Source organism: Mycobacterium sp. NS-7484, assembly GCF_001953975.1.
Taxonomy (GTDB): domain Bacteria; phylum Actinomycetota; class Actinomycetes; order Mycobacteriales; family Mycobacteriaceae; genus Mycobacterium.
This window is the reverse complement of sequence record NZ_MBEJ01000069.1, coordinates 113,720-129,902: the sequence shown is the minus strand read 5'-3', so window position 1 is coordinate 129,902 and position 16,183 is coordinate 113,720. Positions and strand designations below refer to the sequence as shown.

Annotated in this window: 17 protein-coding genes and 1 pseudogene; 7 read left to right on the top strand and 11 right to left on the bottom strand. The window is 66.8% G+C overall.

What is annotated here, in order from left to right; genetic code table 11:
- Positions 1-4: 4 nt before the first annotated feature.
- A complete protein-coding gene (locus A5733_RS12845; RefSeq protein ID WP_076240376.1) occupies positions 5-919 on the bottom strand; it encodes a zinc-binding dehydrogenase in 915 nt (304 codons plus the stop codon).
- 66 nt (positions 920-985) lie between these two features.
- Between A5733_RS12845 and A5733_RS12840 the strand changes: the two are divergent.
- A pseudogene (locus tag A5733_RS12840) lies at positions 986-1,527 on the top strand (class I SAM-dependent methyltransferase).
- An 81-nt stretch (positions 1,528-1,608) separates the two neighbouring features.
- Here the strand turns inward: A5733_RS12840 and A5733_RS12835 are convergent.
- The gene (locus A5733_RS12835) at positions 1,609-3,639 is read right to left on the bottom strand and encodes a glycoside hydrolase family 15 protein (RefSeq protein ID WP_076240375.1); all 2,031 of its coding nucleotides are present in this window, start codon (positions 3,637-3,639) and stop codon (positions 1,609-1,611) included.
- A gap of 114 nt (positions 3,640-3,753) precedes the next feature.
- Between A5733_RS12835 and A5733_RS12830 the strand changes: the two genes are divergently transcribed.
- From A5733_RS12830 to A5733_RS12810, 6 genes are all read left to right on the top strand, one after another.
- Positions 3,754-3,957 carry a hypothetical protein gene (locus A5733_RS12830; protein ID WP_067769062.1) on the top strand — a complete coding sequence of 68 codons (204 nt, stop codon included), beginning with the start codon at positions 3,754-3,756 and terminating at the stop codon, positions 3,955-3,957.
- Positions 3,926-4,189, top strand: coding sequence for an Ms4533A family Cys-rich leader peptide (locus A5733_RS28225; protein ID WP_369830934.1), 264 nt, complete (start codon positions 3,926-3,928; stop codon positions 4,187-4,189). The genes A5733_RS12830 and A5733_RS28225 overlap by 32 nt, the downstream gene beginning before the upstream one ends.
- Before the next feature lie 131 nt (positions 4,190-4,320).
- On the top strand, positions 4,321-5,385 hold the full coding sequence (locus A5733_RS12825; RefSeq protein WP_369830933.1) for a sulfate ABC transporter substrate-binding protein: 1,065 nt from the start codon (positions 4,321-4,323) through the stop codon (positions 5,383-5,385).
- Entirely contained in the window at positions 5,382-6,242 is an 861-nt protein-coding gene (gene cysT, locus A5733_RS12820; RefSeq protein WP_067769064.1) for a sulfate ABC transporter permease subunit CysT, read from the top strand. Before A5733_RS12825 ends, cysT begins: the two co-directional genes overlap by 4 nt.
- Positions 6,239-7,060 carry a sulfate ABC transporter permease subunit CysW gene (cysW, locus tag A5733_RS12815; protein WP_067769066.1) on the top strand — a complete coding sequence of 274 codons (822 nt, stop codon included), beginning with the start codon at positions 6,239-6,241 and terminating at the stop codon, positions 7,058-7,060. The genes cysT and cysW overlap by 4 nt, the downstream gene beginning before the upstream one ends.
- Before the next feature lie 19 nt (positions 7,061-7,079).
- The gene (locus tag A5733_RS12810) at positions 7,080-8,174 is read left to right on the top strand and encodes a sulfate/molybdate ABC transporter ATP-binding protein (RefSeq protein WP_076240374.1); all 1,095 of its coding nucleotides are present in this window, start codon (positions 7,080-7,082) and stop codon (positions 8,172-8,174) included.
- A gap of 12 nt (positions 8,175-8,186) precedes the next feature.
- Here the strand turns inward: A5733_RS12810 and A5733_RS12805 are convergent, their stop codons facing one another.
- The 9 genes from A5733_RS12805 to A5733_RS28220 form a co-directional block, all read right to left on the bottom strand.
- Positions 8,187-8,447, bottom strand: coding sequence for a metal-sensitive transcriptional regulator (locus A5733_RS12805; RefSeq protein ID WP_067769070.1), 261 nt, complete (start codon positions 8,445-8,447; stop codon positions 8,187-8,189).
- Between the two features lie 64 nt (positions 8,448-8,511).
- On the bottom strand, positions 8,512-9,372 hold the full coding sequence (locus tag A5733_RS12800) for a sulfite exporter TauE/SafE family protein (protein WP_076240373.1): 861 nt from the start codon (positions 9,370-9,372) through the stop codon (positions 8,512-8,514).
- Positions 9,369-9,965: a rhodanese-like domain-containing protein gene (locus A5733_RS12795; protein WP_076240372.1), complete on the bottom strand. Its 597-nt coding sequence runs from the start codon at positions 9,963-9,965 to the stop codon at positions 9,369-9,371. Before A5733_RS12795 ends, A5733_RS12800 begins: the two co-directional genes overlap by 4 nt.
- Positions 9,965-11,176, bottom strand: coding sequence for an FAD/NAD(P)-binding oxidoreductase (locus A5733_RS12790; protein WP_076240371.1), 1,212 nt, complete (start codon positions 11,174-11,176; stop codon positions 9,965-9,967). The genes A5733_RS12795 and A5733_RS12790 overlap by 1 nt, the downstream gene beginning before the upstream one ends.
- Positions 11,177-11,198: 22 nt before the next feature.
- Positions 11,199-12,578: a rhodanese-like domain-containing protein gene (locus A5733_RS12785; RefSeq protein WP_076240370.1), complete on the bottom strand. Its 1,380-nt coding sequence runs from the start codon at positions 12,576-12,578 to the stop codon at positions 11,199-11,201.
- Positions 12,579-12,753: 175 nt separating this feature from the next.
- Positions 12,754-13,467, bottom strand: a complete 714-nt coding sequence (locus tag A5733_RS12780) for a sirohydrochlorin chelatase (RefSeq protein ID WP_076240369.1) — start codon at positions 13,465-13,467, stop codon at positions 12,754-12,756.
- A gap of 7 nt (positions 13,468-13,474) precedes the next feature.
- Entirely contained in the window at positions 13,475-14,185 is a 711-nt protein-coding gene (locus A5733_RS12775; protein ID WP_076240402.1) for a phosphoadenylyl-sulfate reductase, read from the bottom strand.
- A gap of 29 nt (positions 14,186-14,214) precedes the next feature.
- Positions 14,215-15,933, bottom strand: a complete 1,719-nt coding sequence (locus tag A5733_RS12770) for a nitrite/sulfite reductase (protein ID WP_304528745.1) — start codon at positions 15,931-15,933, stop codon at positions 14,215-14,217.
- A gap of 94 nt (positions 15,934-16,027) precedes the next feature.
- Entirely contained in the window at positions 16,028-16,132 is a 105-nt protein-coding gene (locus A5733_RS28220; RefSeq protein ID WP_369830932.1) for an Ms4527A family Cys-rich leader peptide, read from the bottom strand.
- Positions 16,133-16,183 lie beyond the last annotated feature (51 nt).

The window sequence follows — 16,183 nt, the reverse complement described above, 5'->3', positions numbered from 1 at the left end:
GTCGTCAGTCGACCTGTAGTACCGCCTTGCCGGTGACCCTGCGGTCGAGCAGGGCCTGTGCGGCAGCGGCAATGTTGCTCCAGGTGTCGCGCAGCCCGATCTGCGGGTCCAGCTCGCCGTCGGCGACCAGTGTCAACAGGTAGTCGAGGTCAGCCTGAAAGGGTCCCCGAACAGTGAACGGCTCCAACCGTTTCCGGTTTCCCCGGCGTCGCTCCGCCTCGAAGTCGATGGTCGTGGGTTCGTTGGAGGCCATCCCGATCGACTGCACCGAACCGCCGTCGGACACCAGGCTGAACGCCTGCGCCAAGAGCTTCCCACCGACATTGTCGAGGGCGCCGAACACCGGCTCCGTCACGGTATCGAGTCCGACCACCACCTCGGCGGCGCCCAGCTCGGTGAGGCCCTCACCGCGGGCGGGGCTGCCGACCGCGGCGATGACATGCGCGCCGGCTCGGGCAGCCAGCTGCACCGCGAACCGGCCGACGCCGCCGGAGGCGCCGGTGATGAGAACTCGGCGGCCCACCACCGGCCCGAGGGCCCGAACCGCCTGCAACGCAGTCACTCCCGCGACCGGCAACGCGGCGGCTTCGTCGAACTCGACGAACTCGGGAAGCTCGGCGAGATTGCCGGTGGACACGACCCGTCGTTCCGCCCAGCCGGCCGCACCGCTGAAACCGACCACGCGGGTGCCGACCGCCGGTCCGGATCCGTCGGCGGCGGCCCGGACGACGACACCGGCACTGTCCCAGCCGGGTACCTCACCCGGTTTGCGCATGTGATCGATGAAATGGAGCTCACCGAAATTCAGTGCGATCGCGTGGACATCGATCAAGGCCTCGGATTCGGTGACGGTTGGTTCGTCGACGTCGTCGAAACGGAGGTTGGCCGGGGCGTGCGGGTCGTAGACGATGGCTCGCATGCAGGGGCAAACTCCGCGGCCGGGTGCATCTATTCCCGCCCGCCGACCTTTCGTAGGGTGGCGCTGATGAGTCAGCAGGATCGCCTCGACTGGGACACCACGTACCGCGGCTATGACAGCGCCGTCGATGCGCCCCGCCTGCCCGCGGTGTTCGACGCGCACGGTGACGTCTTCCCAGTGAAAGGAACGGCGCTCGACATCGCGTGCGGCACCGTTCGGCGTCGGTCTGGCTGGCCCGACGCGGCCTGCGCGTGCGGGGCGTCGACGTGTCGCCGCTGGCGCTCGGCCATGCCGGTGCGTTGGCTGGCCGGTACGGCGTCTCCGAGATGTGTCGCTTCGATGTCGTCGACCTCGATGACGGGTGGCCTGACGGCCCACCGGTCGACGTCATCGTGTGCCACCGTTTCCGCGATCCGCGGCTGTACCGCCCGATGTCCGAGCGCCTGACCACCGGCGGGGTCCTCGCGGTCTGCGTGCTCAGTGAAGTCGGTGCCGCACCCGGGAGGTTCCGGGCCGCTCCGGGAGAGCTGCCCGACGCATTCGGCCGCCTCGAGGTGATCGCCGCCGACGAGGGCGGCGGTCAGGCCTGGCTGCTCGCCCGCAAGTGATTCCTCCCGCGAACAGACACAAACCCGTAGCAAATCAACGGATTTGGTACGGGTTTGCGTCTGCTCGGCGGGGCTAGGTGGCTACATCGGCGCGTTGGCGGGCTGGAACACCCCGGAACTGTCGGACTCCTCTTCGGCGCGGATGACGTGCACCACCGCGTTGATCAGGGCCAGGTGGGTGAAGGCTTGCGGGAAGTTGCCTAGATGCCGTCCGGTTCGCGGCTCGATTTCCTCGGCGTACAGATGCAGCGGACTGGCGAACGACAACAACCGTTCCAGCAGATGCTTGGCCCGGCTCACCTCACCGATCTCGACGAGCGCCGACACCAACCAGAACGAACAGATGGTGAACGTGCCCTCTTCGCCGGACAACCCGTCGTCGGTCTCCTCGACCCGGTAGCGCAGCACCAGACCGTCCTCGGTGAGTTCGTCGGCGATCGCCAACACCGTGGCCCGCACCCGCGGGTCATCCGAGGGCAGGAACCGGGTCAGCACCGCCAGCAACAGCGAGGCGTCCAGCGCGTCGTCGTTGTAGCGCTGCGTGAGCACCCCACGCGAATCCACGCCGCGGGCCAGCACGTCGGCCTTGATCTCCTCGGCGATGGCGCGCCACTGTTGGGCGTAGCTCTTCTCGCCTTGGAGTTCGGCCAGCTTCGAACCGCGGTCCAGCGCCACCCAGCACATGATCTTGCTGGAGGTGAAGTGCTGCGGCTCGCCGCGTACCTCCCAGATGCCCCGGTCGGGTTCCTTCCAGTGCTTGATGGCTTCTTCGACCTGGTTCTTCAGTACCGGCCACAGGGCCTCGGGAATCTGCTCGCGCGACTTGGCGTGCAGATACACCGAATCGAGCATCGTGCCCCAGATATCGTGCTGCATCTGGTTGTAGGCACCGTTGCCGATGCGCACGGGCCGGGCGTTGTCGTAACCCGACAGGTGGTGCAGCTCTTCCTCGACGAGGCTGCGCTCGCCGCCGACCCCGTACATCACCTGTAGCGGGTGTCGTTCGCCGTTGTTGGCCCCGGACACGTCGGCGATGAACGCGAAGAAGTCGTCGGCCTCGCGATCCAGGCCCAGGGTGTACAGCCCCCACAGCGCGAACGTCGAATCCCTGATCCACGAGTAACGGTAGTCCCAATTGCGTTCGCCCTGAGGGGTTTCCGGCAGGGAAGTGGTCGGCGCGGCCAGCAGGGCGCCGGTCGGGGAGTAGGTCAAACCCTTCAGCGTCAGCGCGCTGCGCTGTAGGTAGGACCGCCACGGGTGGTCCGGGAAATCACCGATGTTGATCCATTGCCGCCACGCCTCGCTGGTTTTCCACATCTTCTCGGCGGCCTCTTCGTATGTCTGAGGAGCCGGATGCTTGGACCAACTCAGCGCGACGAACACGTTGTCACCCTCGGTGAGCCGGGTCCGGGCACGGGCCTCCCGGCCCTCGATACCGATCCGCAGGTTCGTGGTGAGCCGCAGGGTCGGGTGTGAGTCGGGGTTGCGGGCGGCGCGGGCGATGGCCTCGCCGTAGGCGGGGCCGGAGTACTCCCACGATGCGCTGACCCGGTGGTAGTCGAAGGCCGGTTCGCAGTTCATCACCAGCTCGACGGTGCCGCTGACACAACGCACCGTGCGCAGCAGGATGTGCTCGGCATCCCAGTCCATCGGGGTGCGTCGATGCGTGCGCGAGCGGGTCTCGATGTCGTGCCAGGGTCCCATCACCAGGGCGTCGCGCACGATCAGCCAACCGGTGTGGGTCTGCCAGGTGGTCTCCAGGATCAGGCTGCCGGGTAGGTAACGGCGCGCCGAGGGCACGGTCACGCCGTAGGGGCCGAGCCGGAAGTGGCCGGCGTTGCGGTCCAGGATCGCGCCGAACACGCTCGGCGAATCGGGGCGGGGGACACACAGCCACTCCACCGAGCCGGCCGAGGAGATCAGGCAGGTGTTCTCGCAATCGGACAGAAAGCCGTAGTCGGCGATCGGCGGGAACGGGTTCCGCAGCGAGCCACTCGACGAGTAGGGCACCGGGGCGGTCACCGTCAACGGCGTGTCCGATGTCTTGGACATCCCGGGTGTCTTTCCGAGTGCCGCGGCGGCATCCGTGGGCTCGGTGTGTTGCAGAACCATCCGCACATCATCATCTGCGGATACAGGCGGCGTCTACCCGCGCCGGGCGTGGCGAATGTTACGGGCGGGACGGGATGAAGAACGGTGATCCGGCGATCGCCTACGCTTGGGCCCATGACGGCAATCCTGAGCTGGTGGGACGGCGTCGAACTGTGGCTCACCGGGCTGCCGTTCGTCGTGCAGACCGCGGTGGTGATGCCGGTGGTACTGGCGCTGGCCTACGGCAGTGCCGTGGTGCTCGACGGTGCGCTGGGCTGGGGAACCGCCGGGTTGCACCGGCTTCGCCATGCCCCGACGGAGGAGATGGAATCGGAGTGAACGGTATGCCGCGGTCGCGTGTCACCTTGATCTTGGTTCTCCTGGTCGTCCTGGTCATCGTCATGTGGTTGCTGACCCGCTGACTCCGGCCCGCACTGCCCGGCAGGCGCGACGGCGGAATTCTGTTATTCTTCGCGCCATGCATTCAGCGTCCGGCAAGACCGAGAGCCATGTCTTGGCTCTCATTGCCGTGGGTGCACGCGCTGTTGCTGACGTCGCCTGTTGTCGCTGACCCCAACCCGTCTGCGGTTTGGTGTCGGTGGCGGTTCTGTGCCCGGATGCTCTGCTGTTGCCTCCCTCACCTCCCTCGCCTTTCCGCATGACGGACCTCGCATTGTCCGCTGTCTGCCAGAAAGGTCCTCAGTGTCCGTCAACAAGACCAACCTCAGCCGATCGGTGTTCTCCCGTGCGCGGCTGTGGCGCACCGCCGCCGTCCTGGCCACCACCAGTGTGTTGGCGGTCGGGTGCGCCGGCGGTGCCAGCGACGTTCCCGGTGGGGACGACGCCGCCGCGGGTGCCGACACCACCCTGACCCTGGTTGCCTACGCGGTGCCAGAACCGGGGTGGAGCAAGATCATCCCGGCGTTCGCCGCCACCGAGGAAGGCAAGGGTGTCGCGGTCACCAAGTCCTTCGGTGCCTCCGGTGACCAGTCACGGGCCGTCGTCGACGGCAAGCCGGCCGACATCGTCAACTTCTCGGTCGAGCCCGACATCACCCGGTTGGTCAAGGCCGACAAGGTGGCCGAGGACTGGAATGCCGGCAACACCAAGGGCGTGCCGTTCGGATCTGTGGTCTCATTGGTGGTGCGCAAGGGCAATCCCAAGGGCATCAAGGACTGGGACGATCTGCTGCAGCCCGGGCTCGAGGTGGTCACCCCGAGCCCGTTGAGTTCCGGTTCGGCCAAGTGGAACCTGTTGGCGCCGTATGCGGCGAAGAGCAACGGCGGCAAGGATTCGGCGGCCGGTCTGGACTTCGTCAACAAGCTGGTGACCGAACACGTCAAGACCCGTCCGGGCTCTGGCCGCGAGGCCACCGACGTCTTCCTGCAGGGCACCGGGGACGTGCTGATCAGCTACGAAAACGAGGCGATCAACGTCGAGCGGCAGGGCAAGCCGGTCGAGCACATCAACCCACCGCAAACCTTCAAGATCGAGAATCCGGTGGCCGTCGTCAAGACCAGCGCCCACGCCGAGGCGGCCAAGGCCCTGCTGAACTTCCTGTTCACCCCCGAGGGGCAGAAGCTGTGGGCCGAGGCCGGGTTCCGGCCGGTCGATCCGGCGGTGGCGGCGGACTTCACCAAGGACTTCCCGACGCCGGAGAAGCTGTGGACGATCGCCGATCTGGGCGGCTGGGATGAGGTCGACCCATCGTTGTTCGACAAGGACAACGGCTCTATCACCAAGATCTACAAGCAGGCGACTGGATGACGTCGGTGGCCCAGACCGATGCCGCCCAGACGGATCTGGGCGCGCCGGCAGGTGAGCGGCCCGGCCGCTACGGCAGCACCTCACTGCGCGTGGGGGCCGCGTCGATCTGGCTGAGCATCATCGTTCTGCTGCCGTTGGCCGCGATCGTGTGGCAGGCGGCCGGCGGCGGGTGGCACGCCTTCTGGCTGGCCGTCACCTCCAACGCGGCGGTGGACTCGTTCCGGGTGACGCTGACCATCTCGGCCGGCGTGACACTGGTGAACCTGGTGTTCGGCCTGGTGGTGGCCTGGGTGCTGACCCGCGACGAATTCTGGGGTAAACGGCTGGTGGACTCGGTGATCGATCTGCCGTTCGCATTGCCGACGATCGTGGCGAGCCTCGTGATGCTGGCGCTGTACGGCCCGGCCAGCCCGGTCGGTCTGCACCTGCAGCACACCAAGTGGGGTGTCGGTGTCGCGCTGTTGTTCGTCACCCTGCCGTTCGTGGTGCGCTCGGTACAGCCGGTACTGCTGGAGCTCGACCGCGAGACCGAGGAAGCCGCGGCCTCGCTGGGGGCCAGTAACCGGGTCATCTTCGTGAAGGTGATCCTGCCGGCGTTGCTTCCCGCGCTGCTGTCCGGCGCCGGGCTGGCGTTCTCGCGGGCCATCGGCGAGTTCGGTTCGGTGGTGCTGATCGGTGGTGCGGTGCCGGGCGAGACCGAGGTGTCCTCGCAGTGGATCCGGACCCTGATCGAGAACGACGACCGCACCGGGGCCGCGGCGATCTCCATTGTGCTGCTGCTGATCTCGTTCCTGGTGTTGTTCGTGCTCCGGGCGGTGGGGTCGCGGGTGGCCAAACGTGAGGAGCTTTCGGCATGACGCTCTCCCCGCGGATGCGCTACCTGTTGCGGTTTCTTGCCCTGGCCTATGTGACGGTGCTCGTGGTGGTTCCGGTGGGTCTCATCTTGTGGCGCACGTTCGGCCCGGGGCTCGGCGAGTTCTTCGCATCGGTGGGCACGCCCGCGGCCATCTCGGCGCTGAACCTGTCGTTGTTGGTGGTGGCGATCGTGGTGCCGCTGAACGTGTTGTTCGGTGTCCCCACGGCATTGGTCTTGGCGCGCAACAAATTCCGTGGCAAGAGTGCGCTGCAGGCGGTCATCGACCTGCCGTTCGCGGTGTCGCCGGTGGTGGTCGGTGTGGCGTTGATCCTGCTGTGGGGGTCGGCCGGGTTGTTCGGTTTCGTCGAGAACAACCTCGGGTTCAAGATCATCTTCGGATTCCCCGGCATCGTGCTGGCCAGCATCTTCGTCACCGTGCCGTTCGTCATCCGCGAGGTCGAACCGGTGTTGCACGAGATCGGTACCGATCAGGAGGAAGCCGCCGCGACACTGGGATCGACGTGGTGGCAGACCTTTTGGCGGATCACCCTGCCGTCGATCCGGTGGGGCCTGACCTACGGCATCGTGTTGACCGTGGCCCGCACCCTGGGAGAGTTCGGTGCGGTGCTCATGGTGGCGTCGAACCTGCCGGGCACCTCTCAGACGCTGACCTTGCTGGTGGCCGACCGTTACAACCGCGGCACCGCCGACTCGGTGTACGGCGCGTACGCCATCTCGACGTTGCTCATGGCGGTGGCCGTGGTGGTCCTGGTGGTCCAGGTCATCCTCGACCGTCGTCGAACCAAGGCCGCGCAGTAGGGCCGAGAAGGGAAGAACTATGACCGACGCGATCGTGGTTCGGGGCGCGAACAAGCACTACGGCGATTTCGCCGCGCTCGACAACATCGACTTCGAGGTGCCCTCCGGTTCGCTCACCGCCCTGTTGGGGCCGAGCGGTTCGGGCAAGTCCACCCTGCTCCGTGCCATCGCCGGACTGGACCAACCCGACACCGGGACCATCACCATCAACGGCCGTGACGTGACCGGAATCCCGCCGCAGCGCCGCGGTATCGGTTTCGTGTTCCAGCACTACGCGGCGTTCAAACACCTGACGGTCCGCGACAACGTGGCCTTTGGTCTGAAGATCCGTAAGCGCCCCAAGGCCGAGGTCAAGGAGAAGGTCGACAACCTGCTGGAAGTGGTGGGGCTGGCCGGTTTTCAAACCCGTTATCCCAACCAGCTCTCGGGCGGTCAACGTCAGCGGATGGCGCTGGCGCGGGCGCTGGCCGTCGACCCGCAGGTGCTGCTGCTCGACGAGCCGTTCGGTGCATTGGACGCCAAGGTGCGCGACGATCTGCGTACCTGGCTGCGCCGGCTGCACGACGAGGTACACGTCACCACCGTGCTGGTGACCCACGACCAGGCCGAGGCCCTGGATGTGGCGGACCGGATCGCAGTGCTCAACAAGGGGCGCATCGAGCAGGTCGGTTCACCGACCGAGGTGTACGACGAGCCCGCCAACGCGTTCGTGATGTCGTTTCTGGGCGCGGTCTCCGAACTCAACGGAATCCTGGTGCGCCCGCACGACATTCGCGTGGGTCGTAATCCCGAACTGGCGGTGGCCGCCGGTGACGGCACGGCCGAGGCCACCGGGGTCTTGCGGGCCACGATCGACCGGATCGTGATGCTGGGCTTCGAGGTTCGCGTCGAGTTGACCAGCGCCGCAACGCACGTGCCGTTCACGGCCCAGATCACCCGGGGTGACGCCGAGGCGCTGGGGCTACGCGAGGGCGACACTGTCTACGTGCGGGCGACACGGGTTCCGCAGATCGCCGGTGATGTGCAGGTTTCACGGAGCGACCAGGACGACACGGACGACAAGGGCAAGAATTCAGCCAACCGAGACGAGGACGAGGCGCTGACGGTCAACTGACCCGGCCGCGGATCACGCCAGGGTCAGGAACAGCTTCTCCAGGTCGGCCACATCCATCGGCTCGTCGCTCTCACCGGCAATGCATTCGCGCAGACCGGTTGCGACGATCTTGAACCCGGCGCGGTCGAGCGCGCGGGAGACCGCGGCGAGCTGGGTGACGACGTCCTTGCAGTCACGGCCCTGTTCGATCATGGTGATGACGCCGGCGAGTTGTCCTTGGGCGCGGCGCAGCCGGTTGAGAATGGCGGCGATCGATTCCTCGTCGCAGATCATGTTGTCGCCCCTAACTTTTGAGTCTGTTGGTTATCCATCATACCCGTGGGGGTATGTGTGGGGGTCATGTTGTGGCAGCCGGTGGGCCGAACAGCCACCGCAGCGGACACCATCCCAGCCGCGCACAGCTGACGGTGCTGAGACCGGCCAGTACGGTCAGGCAGGCGGCGGTGAGCCCGACGGCCGGATCTACCTCTTGACCGAGAATGACCGATGCCATCAGCAACACGAACCAGCCGAAGGCCCGTCGTACCGCGTCGGGGTCCACATGGGCGGTCAGTCGGGTGCCGATCAGGCTGCCCAGCACCGCCGCGGCGGTGACTGCCCCGGCGATCGTCCAGTCGATCGGCACGGTGCTGAGATGGCCGGCCAGGCCCGCCGCGGAGTTCATCGTGATCACCAGCAACGAAGTGCCCACCGCGACGGGCATGGGCAGGCCGCCCAACAGCGCCAGGGCGGGCACCACGAGGAATCCGCCGCCGGCGCCGACGGCACCCGTCACCACCCCGACGCCGAGCCCCATCGGAAGCACCTTGGCGACCGGCAGCGTGCGCGTTGTCGAAGCGCAGGCGGTGCGCCTCCTGATCATCGCGATCCCGGTGGCCGCCATCACCGCCGTGAAGGCGATCAGCAGCACCGAGCCCTCGATGACATAGCTCAGCAGCCCGCCGAGATAGGCACCGACCATGCCGGCCGCCCCGAACAGCATCCCGCTGCGCCACTGCACCCGACCGGCGCGGGCATGTGACAGTGTGCTGACCGCGCTGGTGACCCCGACCACCACGAGCGAGGTGGCGATCGCCTGCTTGGCCTCCATACCGGCCACATAGGCCAGCAGTGGGACCGTCAGGATCGACCCGCCCCCGCCGAGGAGTCCGAGCGACACCCCGACCAGGACGGCCAGTGCGACAGCCAGGGCGATCATGCCGACGCGCCGGAAGGTGTCTTCTTGGTACCGATCAGCTGCTCGACCACCGTCTGGGCATCACAGGACGCGCCCCGGTTGTAGGGCAGCTTGGCCAGCATCATTCCCATGGCGCAGGTGTTTGTCAGTGCCGCGGTGGTCAACCCGGCCCCGATCGCCCCCGCGACCCATTTCAGCTTGGGGGACGCGATGCTGCCCAGCACGCTGCCGAGCACGATCGACCCCGCAACCAGGCGCACCTGGCGTTCGAGGTCCCAGCGCTGGGCACCGCGGCGCACGACGAATCCCTTGTCCTGCCAGGCAGTCATCCCACCGTCGAGGATCGAGACATTGGGCAGCCCGGCCTCGCGAAGCGCCTGCCCGGCGGTGCCGGCACGTTGCCCGGAGCGGCAGATCAGCACCACATTCTCGTCGAGGTGCTGGGCGATCTCGTCACGATGCTCCTGCAGCAGGTCCAGTGGGACGTTGTAAGAGCGTGGGATATGGGCACTTTCGAACTCACCGGGGGTGCGGACATCGATGAGCCGCGGTCCCACGCCGTCCCGCGTCAGCTCGTTGAGTTCGGTTGCGTCGATGATCGACGGATTGGACATCAGGCCAGACCCTTCAACATCAGGTTCCAGTACAGGACGGGCAGCCCGTACTTCTTGAGGTACCAGTACGGCCGGTGCGGTGTGACCGGATCGAGCAGGGGGAAGGACGGTTTGAGGGTGAAGTCGTAGTCGAACTCGGCCAGCAGCATGTCCTTCGAGGACGTGACGATGGGGCAGGAGGCATAACCGTCGTACGAGGCGAGCAGTGGTCGTCCGCTCAACACCGCGCCGATGTTGTCCACCACGACGGGCGCTTGTTTCCGAATGGCCGCACCGGTTTTCGAGTTCGGTGACGAGCCAGCGTCGCCGAGTGCGAACACGTTGGGATAGCGCACGTGCTGCATGGTGTGTTGGTCGATGTCGACATACCCCCTGGCGTCGCCACCGACATGGCTGGTCGACAGCGGGCTGGTCTTGATCCAGTCCGGTGCCGACTGGTGCGGCACCACGTGCAGGACGTCGTAGGGCAGCGTGGTCTCGATTCCCTCGGCCATGCTCGTCATCGTCACCTTGCGGGCGCCGGAATCGACAGAGCGGACTTCGCTTCCGGTGTGCAGCGTGATGCCGTAATCGGCGATCACCTTGTCCAGGTTGTCGGCGATGGCCGGGATGCCGAAAATCCGCGGGGTCGGCACCACCAGGTGCACGTCGATGTCGTCGAGCACCCCTTGGCGCCGCCAATGGTCACAGGCCAGGTAGGCGATCTTCTGGGGTGCGCCGGCGCACTTGATCGGACCGGAGGGCATGGTGAACACCGCGGTCCCGGATCGGGTGTTGCGGATGAATTCCCATGTGCGCGGGGCGAGGTCGAAGCGGTAGTTCGAGGAGACGCCCTCGGAGCCCAGGGTGTCGGCCAGGCCCTCGGTACGGTCCCAGTCCAGCTGGATTCCCGGTGCCGCGACCAGCACGTCGTAGCCATAGGTCGTACCGTCGGCACACGTGACCGTGTTGGCGTCCGGGTCGACCGAGGTCACCGAACTCTTGATCCAGGTGGCGCCGCGGGGCATCACCGACGCCTCGGCACGCTCGGTTTCGGCGGCCGTCGCCTGGCCGCCGCCGACCAGTGTCCACAGCGGCTGGTAGTAGTGCTTGTCCGACGGTTCGATGATCGCGACGTCGGTGTGGTGCCGGCGCAACAACCGTGCGGCCACCGTGATCCCGGCCGTACCGCCGCCGATGATCAGGACCTCATGCTTGCGTGGGCTGGACATATGTGTCGTATTCTCCTGTCTCTCAAACGGTCTGGGTTGCGGCCAGCCAGGCGCCGTAGCCGCCCAGGATGTCGCTGACGTCGGTGAAGCCGCGCCGGCGCAGCAGGCTGGCCGCTACCGACGAACGGTAGCCGCCGGCACAGTAGACGACCGTCGGGCGCGTCGGGTCTAGTTCGGCCGTGCGGTCCGGCAGCTGTCCCACCGGGATGTTGATCGCGCCCGGGATCATGCCGGCCTCGGTCTCGCCTGGATTGCGCACGTCGACGATCTGGAGGTCGGCGATATCGCCGGCCCGCTCGCCGAAGGCGTGCGCGGTCAGTCGGGATGCCACTTCCACATCGTCTCGGTGCTCGAACATCGCGCGTTCGGGATCGTCGAGGTAACCCAGCACCCGGTCGAATCCGATGCGCGCCAACCGGTTCTTGCCCTCACGTTCCTCGCCCGGTTCGGTGACCAGCACGATGTCGGCATCCGGTGTGATCACCGAACCGGCGAATTCTGCATAGCGACCGGCCAGCCCGATGTTGATCGCGTTGCGCAGATGGCCCTTCGCGAAGTCCTCGGGGCTACGGCCGTCGACCAGCATGGCACCGGCCGCCACAGCTTCGGTGGCGTGCCGGTAATCCAGAGCCGGCGGGGTGGCCTCCTCGTCGAGCAGGGGCCGGTCTTTGCGGTTGAGAATTGCGTCGTACCCGAAATAGCTTGGTGCCGGCGGCTGTCCGGCCGTCACCAGCTCGATGAACGACTCCTTGTCCGGCGCGCGCAGTGCGTAGTTGGTCTGCTTCTGCTCGCCGATCGTGGACGACAGTTCGGTGGACAGGTTCTTGCCGCACGCCGAACCGGCGCCGTGGGCCGGGAAGACCCGGGTGGCATCCGGTAGCGTCAGCAGCTTTTCGTGCAGCGAGTGGTAGAGGTTGTCGGCCAGCTCGTCGCGGGTGAAGCCGATCGACGCGAGCAGGTCCGGCCGGCCCACATCACCGATGAACAAGGTGTCACCGGTCAGCACGCCGTATGGCGTCGCGTCGTCGGCGTGCTCATGGACCACGATGCTCATCGACTCCGGGGTATGGCCGGGGGTGTGCCGGAATTCCAGCACCACCTCGCCCAGGGAGATGCGTTGGCCATCCTCGACTCCGAGGTGATCGAATTCAGGCCGGGCGACCGACGAGTACACGATCACCGCGCCGGTGGCCTCGGCCAGCTCGAGATGGCCGGACAGAAAGTCGGCGTGGAAGTGCGTTTCGATGACGTGGGTGATCTGCAGGCCGAGCTTCTCGGCATCGGCGACGTACTCGGCGACGTCGCGCTGCGGGTCGACGACGACGGCGCGGCCGGTCGACTCATCCCCGATCAGGTATGACGCGTGCGACAGACAGTCCAGGTAGTACTGGATGAACTTCATTGTTCGGCTCCTCGGCGGACATGGCATATACCCGAGGGGGTATATCGATAGGTCCAAATATACCCCCTGGGGTATGGGAGTCAAGTGGGCGAGGTGCCCCTCCTGTCGCGAACAGACGCAAAACCGCTCAATTTCACCGCGAAATCGACGGGTTTACGTCTGCTCGGCAGGGGAATCAGGCGGCGAAGCCGGCGCGACGGGTGGCCAGCGCCTCTTCATAACGATCCAGCACAGTGGCCGCCACCAGCCGGTGCGCTCCCAGTGGCTCCGCCATGGGAATCCCTGCGGTAGAGGCGAATTCGGCCACCCGATCGGTGATGCGGCCGTGTGCCAGGAACCAGGGCGCGATCACCAGGCGGCGGGCACCGCGATCCCGTAACCGGTCCACGGACTCGGACAAGGACGGCGTCTGACCGGTGGCGAACGCCACGTGGGTGCCGGCCCAGCGCGTACCGACGGCCAAGGCCTCGGCCAGGGCCGCCGTGCGGGCGTTGGCCGCCGGATGTGATGAGCCCACGCCGACCAGGATGACGCCCAGCCCGGCGTCGAAGCGTGACACCCCGACCGCGCTGAGTCGTTCGCGCACCACCTGCAGCAATCGGGGGTCCTCGCCGAGCACGTCGGCCTGGATCACCTCAGCGCCGGAGTCGGCGATGAGCTCTGGGATGTCGATCCGGGCGTGGTAGGCGCTGCCGAGCAGCAGCGGCACCACCACGGCCCCGGCGTCGACCTCGGGGAGCACCTCGGTGAGATTGGGTGCGTTCTGCTCACAGAACGCGACCCGCACCTCGGTCTCGGGCAGCAGACGGCGCAGGTGCCCGCCGATGGCGCGCGCGTTCGCCGACGAACGCGGGTCCGCGCTGCCGTGTGCGGTGAGAACGAGCGTCACGGAAACCTCACGAGGCGTGCAGCCCGCATTCGGTCTTGGCTTGTCCGGCCCACCGGCCGCTGCGCGGATCGGCACCTGCGGCCGGCTTGCTGGTGCACGGGGCGCATCCGATCGACGGATAGCCCTCGTAGACAAGGGGGTTGACCAGAATGTCGTTGGCGTCGATGTAGGCCTGCATGTCCTCGTCAGACCAGGCTGCGATCGGGTTGATCTTGACCAGACCGAACGCGGCGTCCCAACTGATCAACGGCGCGTTGGCCCGCGTCGGCGCCTCGACCCGGCGGATGCCGGTGACCCAGGCGCGGTAGCCACTCAGGGCTTTGCTCAACGGCTCGACCTTGCGCAGCCGGCAGCACTCGCCGGCGTCCCGGGAGAACAGGTCCTTGCCGAGCAGCTCGTCCTGCTGTGCGACGGTGCGCTCCGGGGCCACGTTGACCACCCGCACGTCGTAGACCGCCTCCACGGCGTCCCGGGTGCCGATGGTCTCGGCGAAGTGATAGCCGGTGTCGAGGAACAACACGTCCACACCCGGACGTACCTTGGCGGCCATCTCGACCAGGACCGCATCCTGCATGTTGGACGCCACCACGTAGGACCCGCGAAAATGTTCGTCGGTCCAGCGCAGCAGCTCCTCGGCACTGGCATCGGCCAGTTCGGCCGCACCGCGCTCGGCCAGCTCCTTGAGTTGTTCCTCGGTCACAGCTCTCGCTCCACTCATCGCTTCTGCCCGCTCTTCGCGCAAGCGGCTCATCGCAAATCGTCTTCGTCGGCCCGCACCGCCCACTGAGCGAAACGCTCACCGTCCTCGCGTTGTTTCACGAAATTGCGGACCACCCGATCGATGTAGTCGACGAGCTCGGTGGCCAGAACCTTGTGCTGGCGTAGCTTGCGGCCGAAACCGCTGTCGAGGCCGAGGCTGCCGCCGAGGTGGACCTGGAAGCCCTCTTCCGGGCCGTTGCCGTCGTCGACCATCTGGCCCTTGAAGCCGATGTCGGCGACCTGGATACGGGCGCACGAGTTGGGGCAGCCGTTGAGGTTCACTGTGATCGGCACGTCGAGTTCGGCGTTCAGATCGCCGAGCCGGGCCTCCAGCTCGGGAACCAGATGCTGGGCGCGACCACGGGTGTCGGCGAAGCTCAGCTTGCAGTACTCGATGCCGGTGCAGGCCATCAGGTTGCGGCGCCAGTGCGACGGCCGGGTGTCCAGGCCGAGCGCCTCCAGACCGTCGCGCAGCGCGTCGAGCTTCTCATCGGGGACGTCGAGAATGATCAGCTTCTGGTAGGCGGTCAACCGCGCGCGGTCCGAGCCGGCGGCCTCCATCAGGTCGGCCACCTTGGTCAGGATCGTGCCCGAAACCCGGCCGGCGATGGCCGAGGCGCCCACCGCATTGAGCCCGTTGCGGATCTTCTGCACGCCGACGTGATCGACGGTGTGCGGCACCTGCGCGGGGGCCGGACCGTCGATGAGGGGACGCTTGAGGTATTCGGTTTCGAGCACCTCGCGGAACTTCTGCGGGCCCCAGTCCTTGACCAGGAACTTCAGCCGGGCCTTGGACCGCAGCCGGCGGTAGCCGTAGTCCCGGAAGATCGAGGTGATGCCTTCCCAGACATCGGCGACCTCCTCCAACGGCACCCACACGCCGAGGCGCTGGGCCAGCATCGGGTTGGTGGACAGGCCGCCGCCGACCCAGACGTCCAGGCCCGGACCGTGCTCGGGATGGTTGACGCCGATGAACGAGACGTCGTTGATCTCGTGGGCGACGTCCTGAAGACCCGAGATCGCGGTCTTGTACTTACGCGGCAGGTTGGAGAACTCCGGGTTGCCGATGTAGCGCTCTTCGATCGCCCGCAGTGCCGGGGTGGGATCGAGCACCTCGTCCAGAGAATCCCCGGCCACCGGGGAGCCGAGCATGCCGCGCGGGCAGTCGCCGCAGGCCTCCATGGTCTGCAGCCCGACCTCGTCGAGGCGCCGCCAGATCTCCGGAATGTCCTCGATGCGTAGCCAGTGGTACTGCAGGTTCTCCCGGTCGGTGATGTCGGCGCTGTCGCGGGCGAAGTCCACCGAGATCTGCCCCAGGGTGCGCACGGCCTGTGCCGAGAGGGCCTTGCCGTCGGTGCGCACCCGCATCATGAAGTACTTGGCTTCCAGCAGGTCGGCGTTGTCGTCGCCGGTGAAGGTGCCGTCGTAGCCCTCGGTGCGCTGGGTGTAGAGGCCCATCCAGCGGAAGCGGCCGCGCAGATCGTCCTTGGCGATGCTGTCGAAACCCTGCTTGGAGTAGACGTCGAGGATCCGCTGGCGGACGTTGAGGGCGTCGTCCTCCTGCTTGAACGTCTCAGGGTGGTTGAGCGGCTCACGGTTGCCCAGCGCCCACTGACCCTCGTCACGGGGCTTCTTCGCGGGGCGGTCGGCCTTCACGGGGGCCTCGGGGGTTGTCACTGTTGTGCTCCTTCGCAAAGGAGCTGACATTCAGACCGCGCAGATCACCGGTGGCTGTCCGGCGGCGCAGATCCGGTGCCAGCTGAAACTATGGGGCGGGCGGGGGTCCGAAATCAACGCAGGATCAAGGCAGACAGCAACAGCTACAAACGCGCTTGAAATCGACATGCCGACGGGCCACCAGCTGAATGCGGGTGGTGCTGTTGCGGGCGGCAGTCACGTCCGCCATTGTGCCACGATTGTCGTCACCTGCCCTAACCGGGCCATATTTGCGCGCACG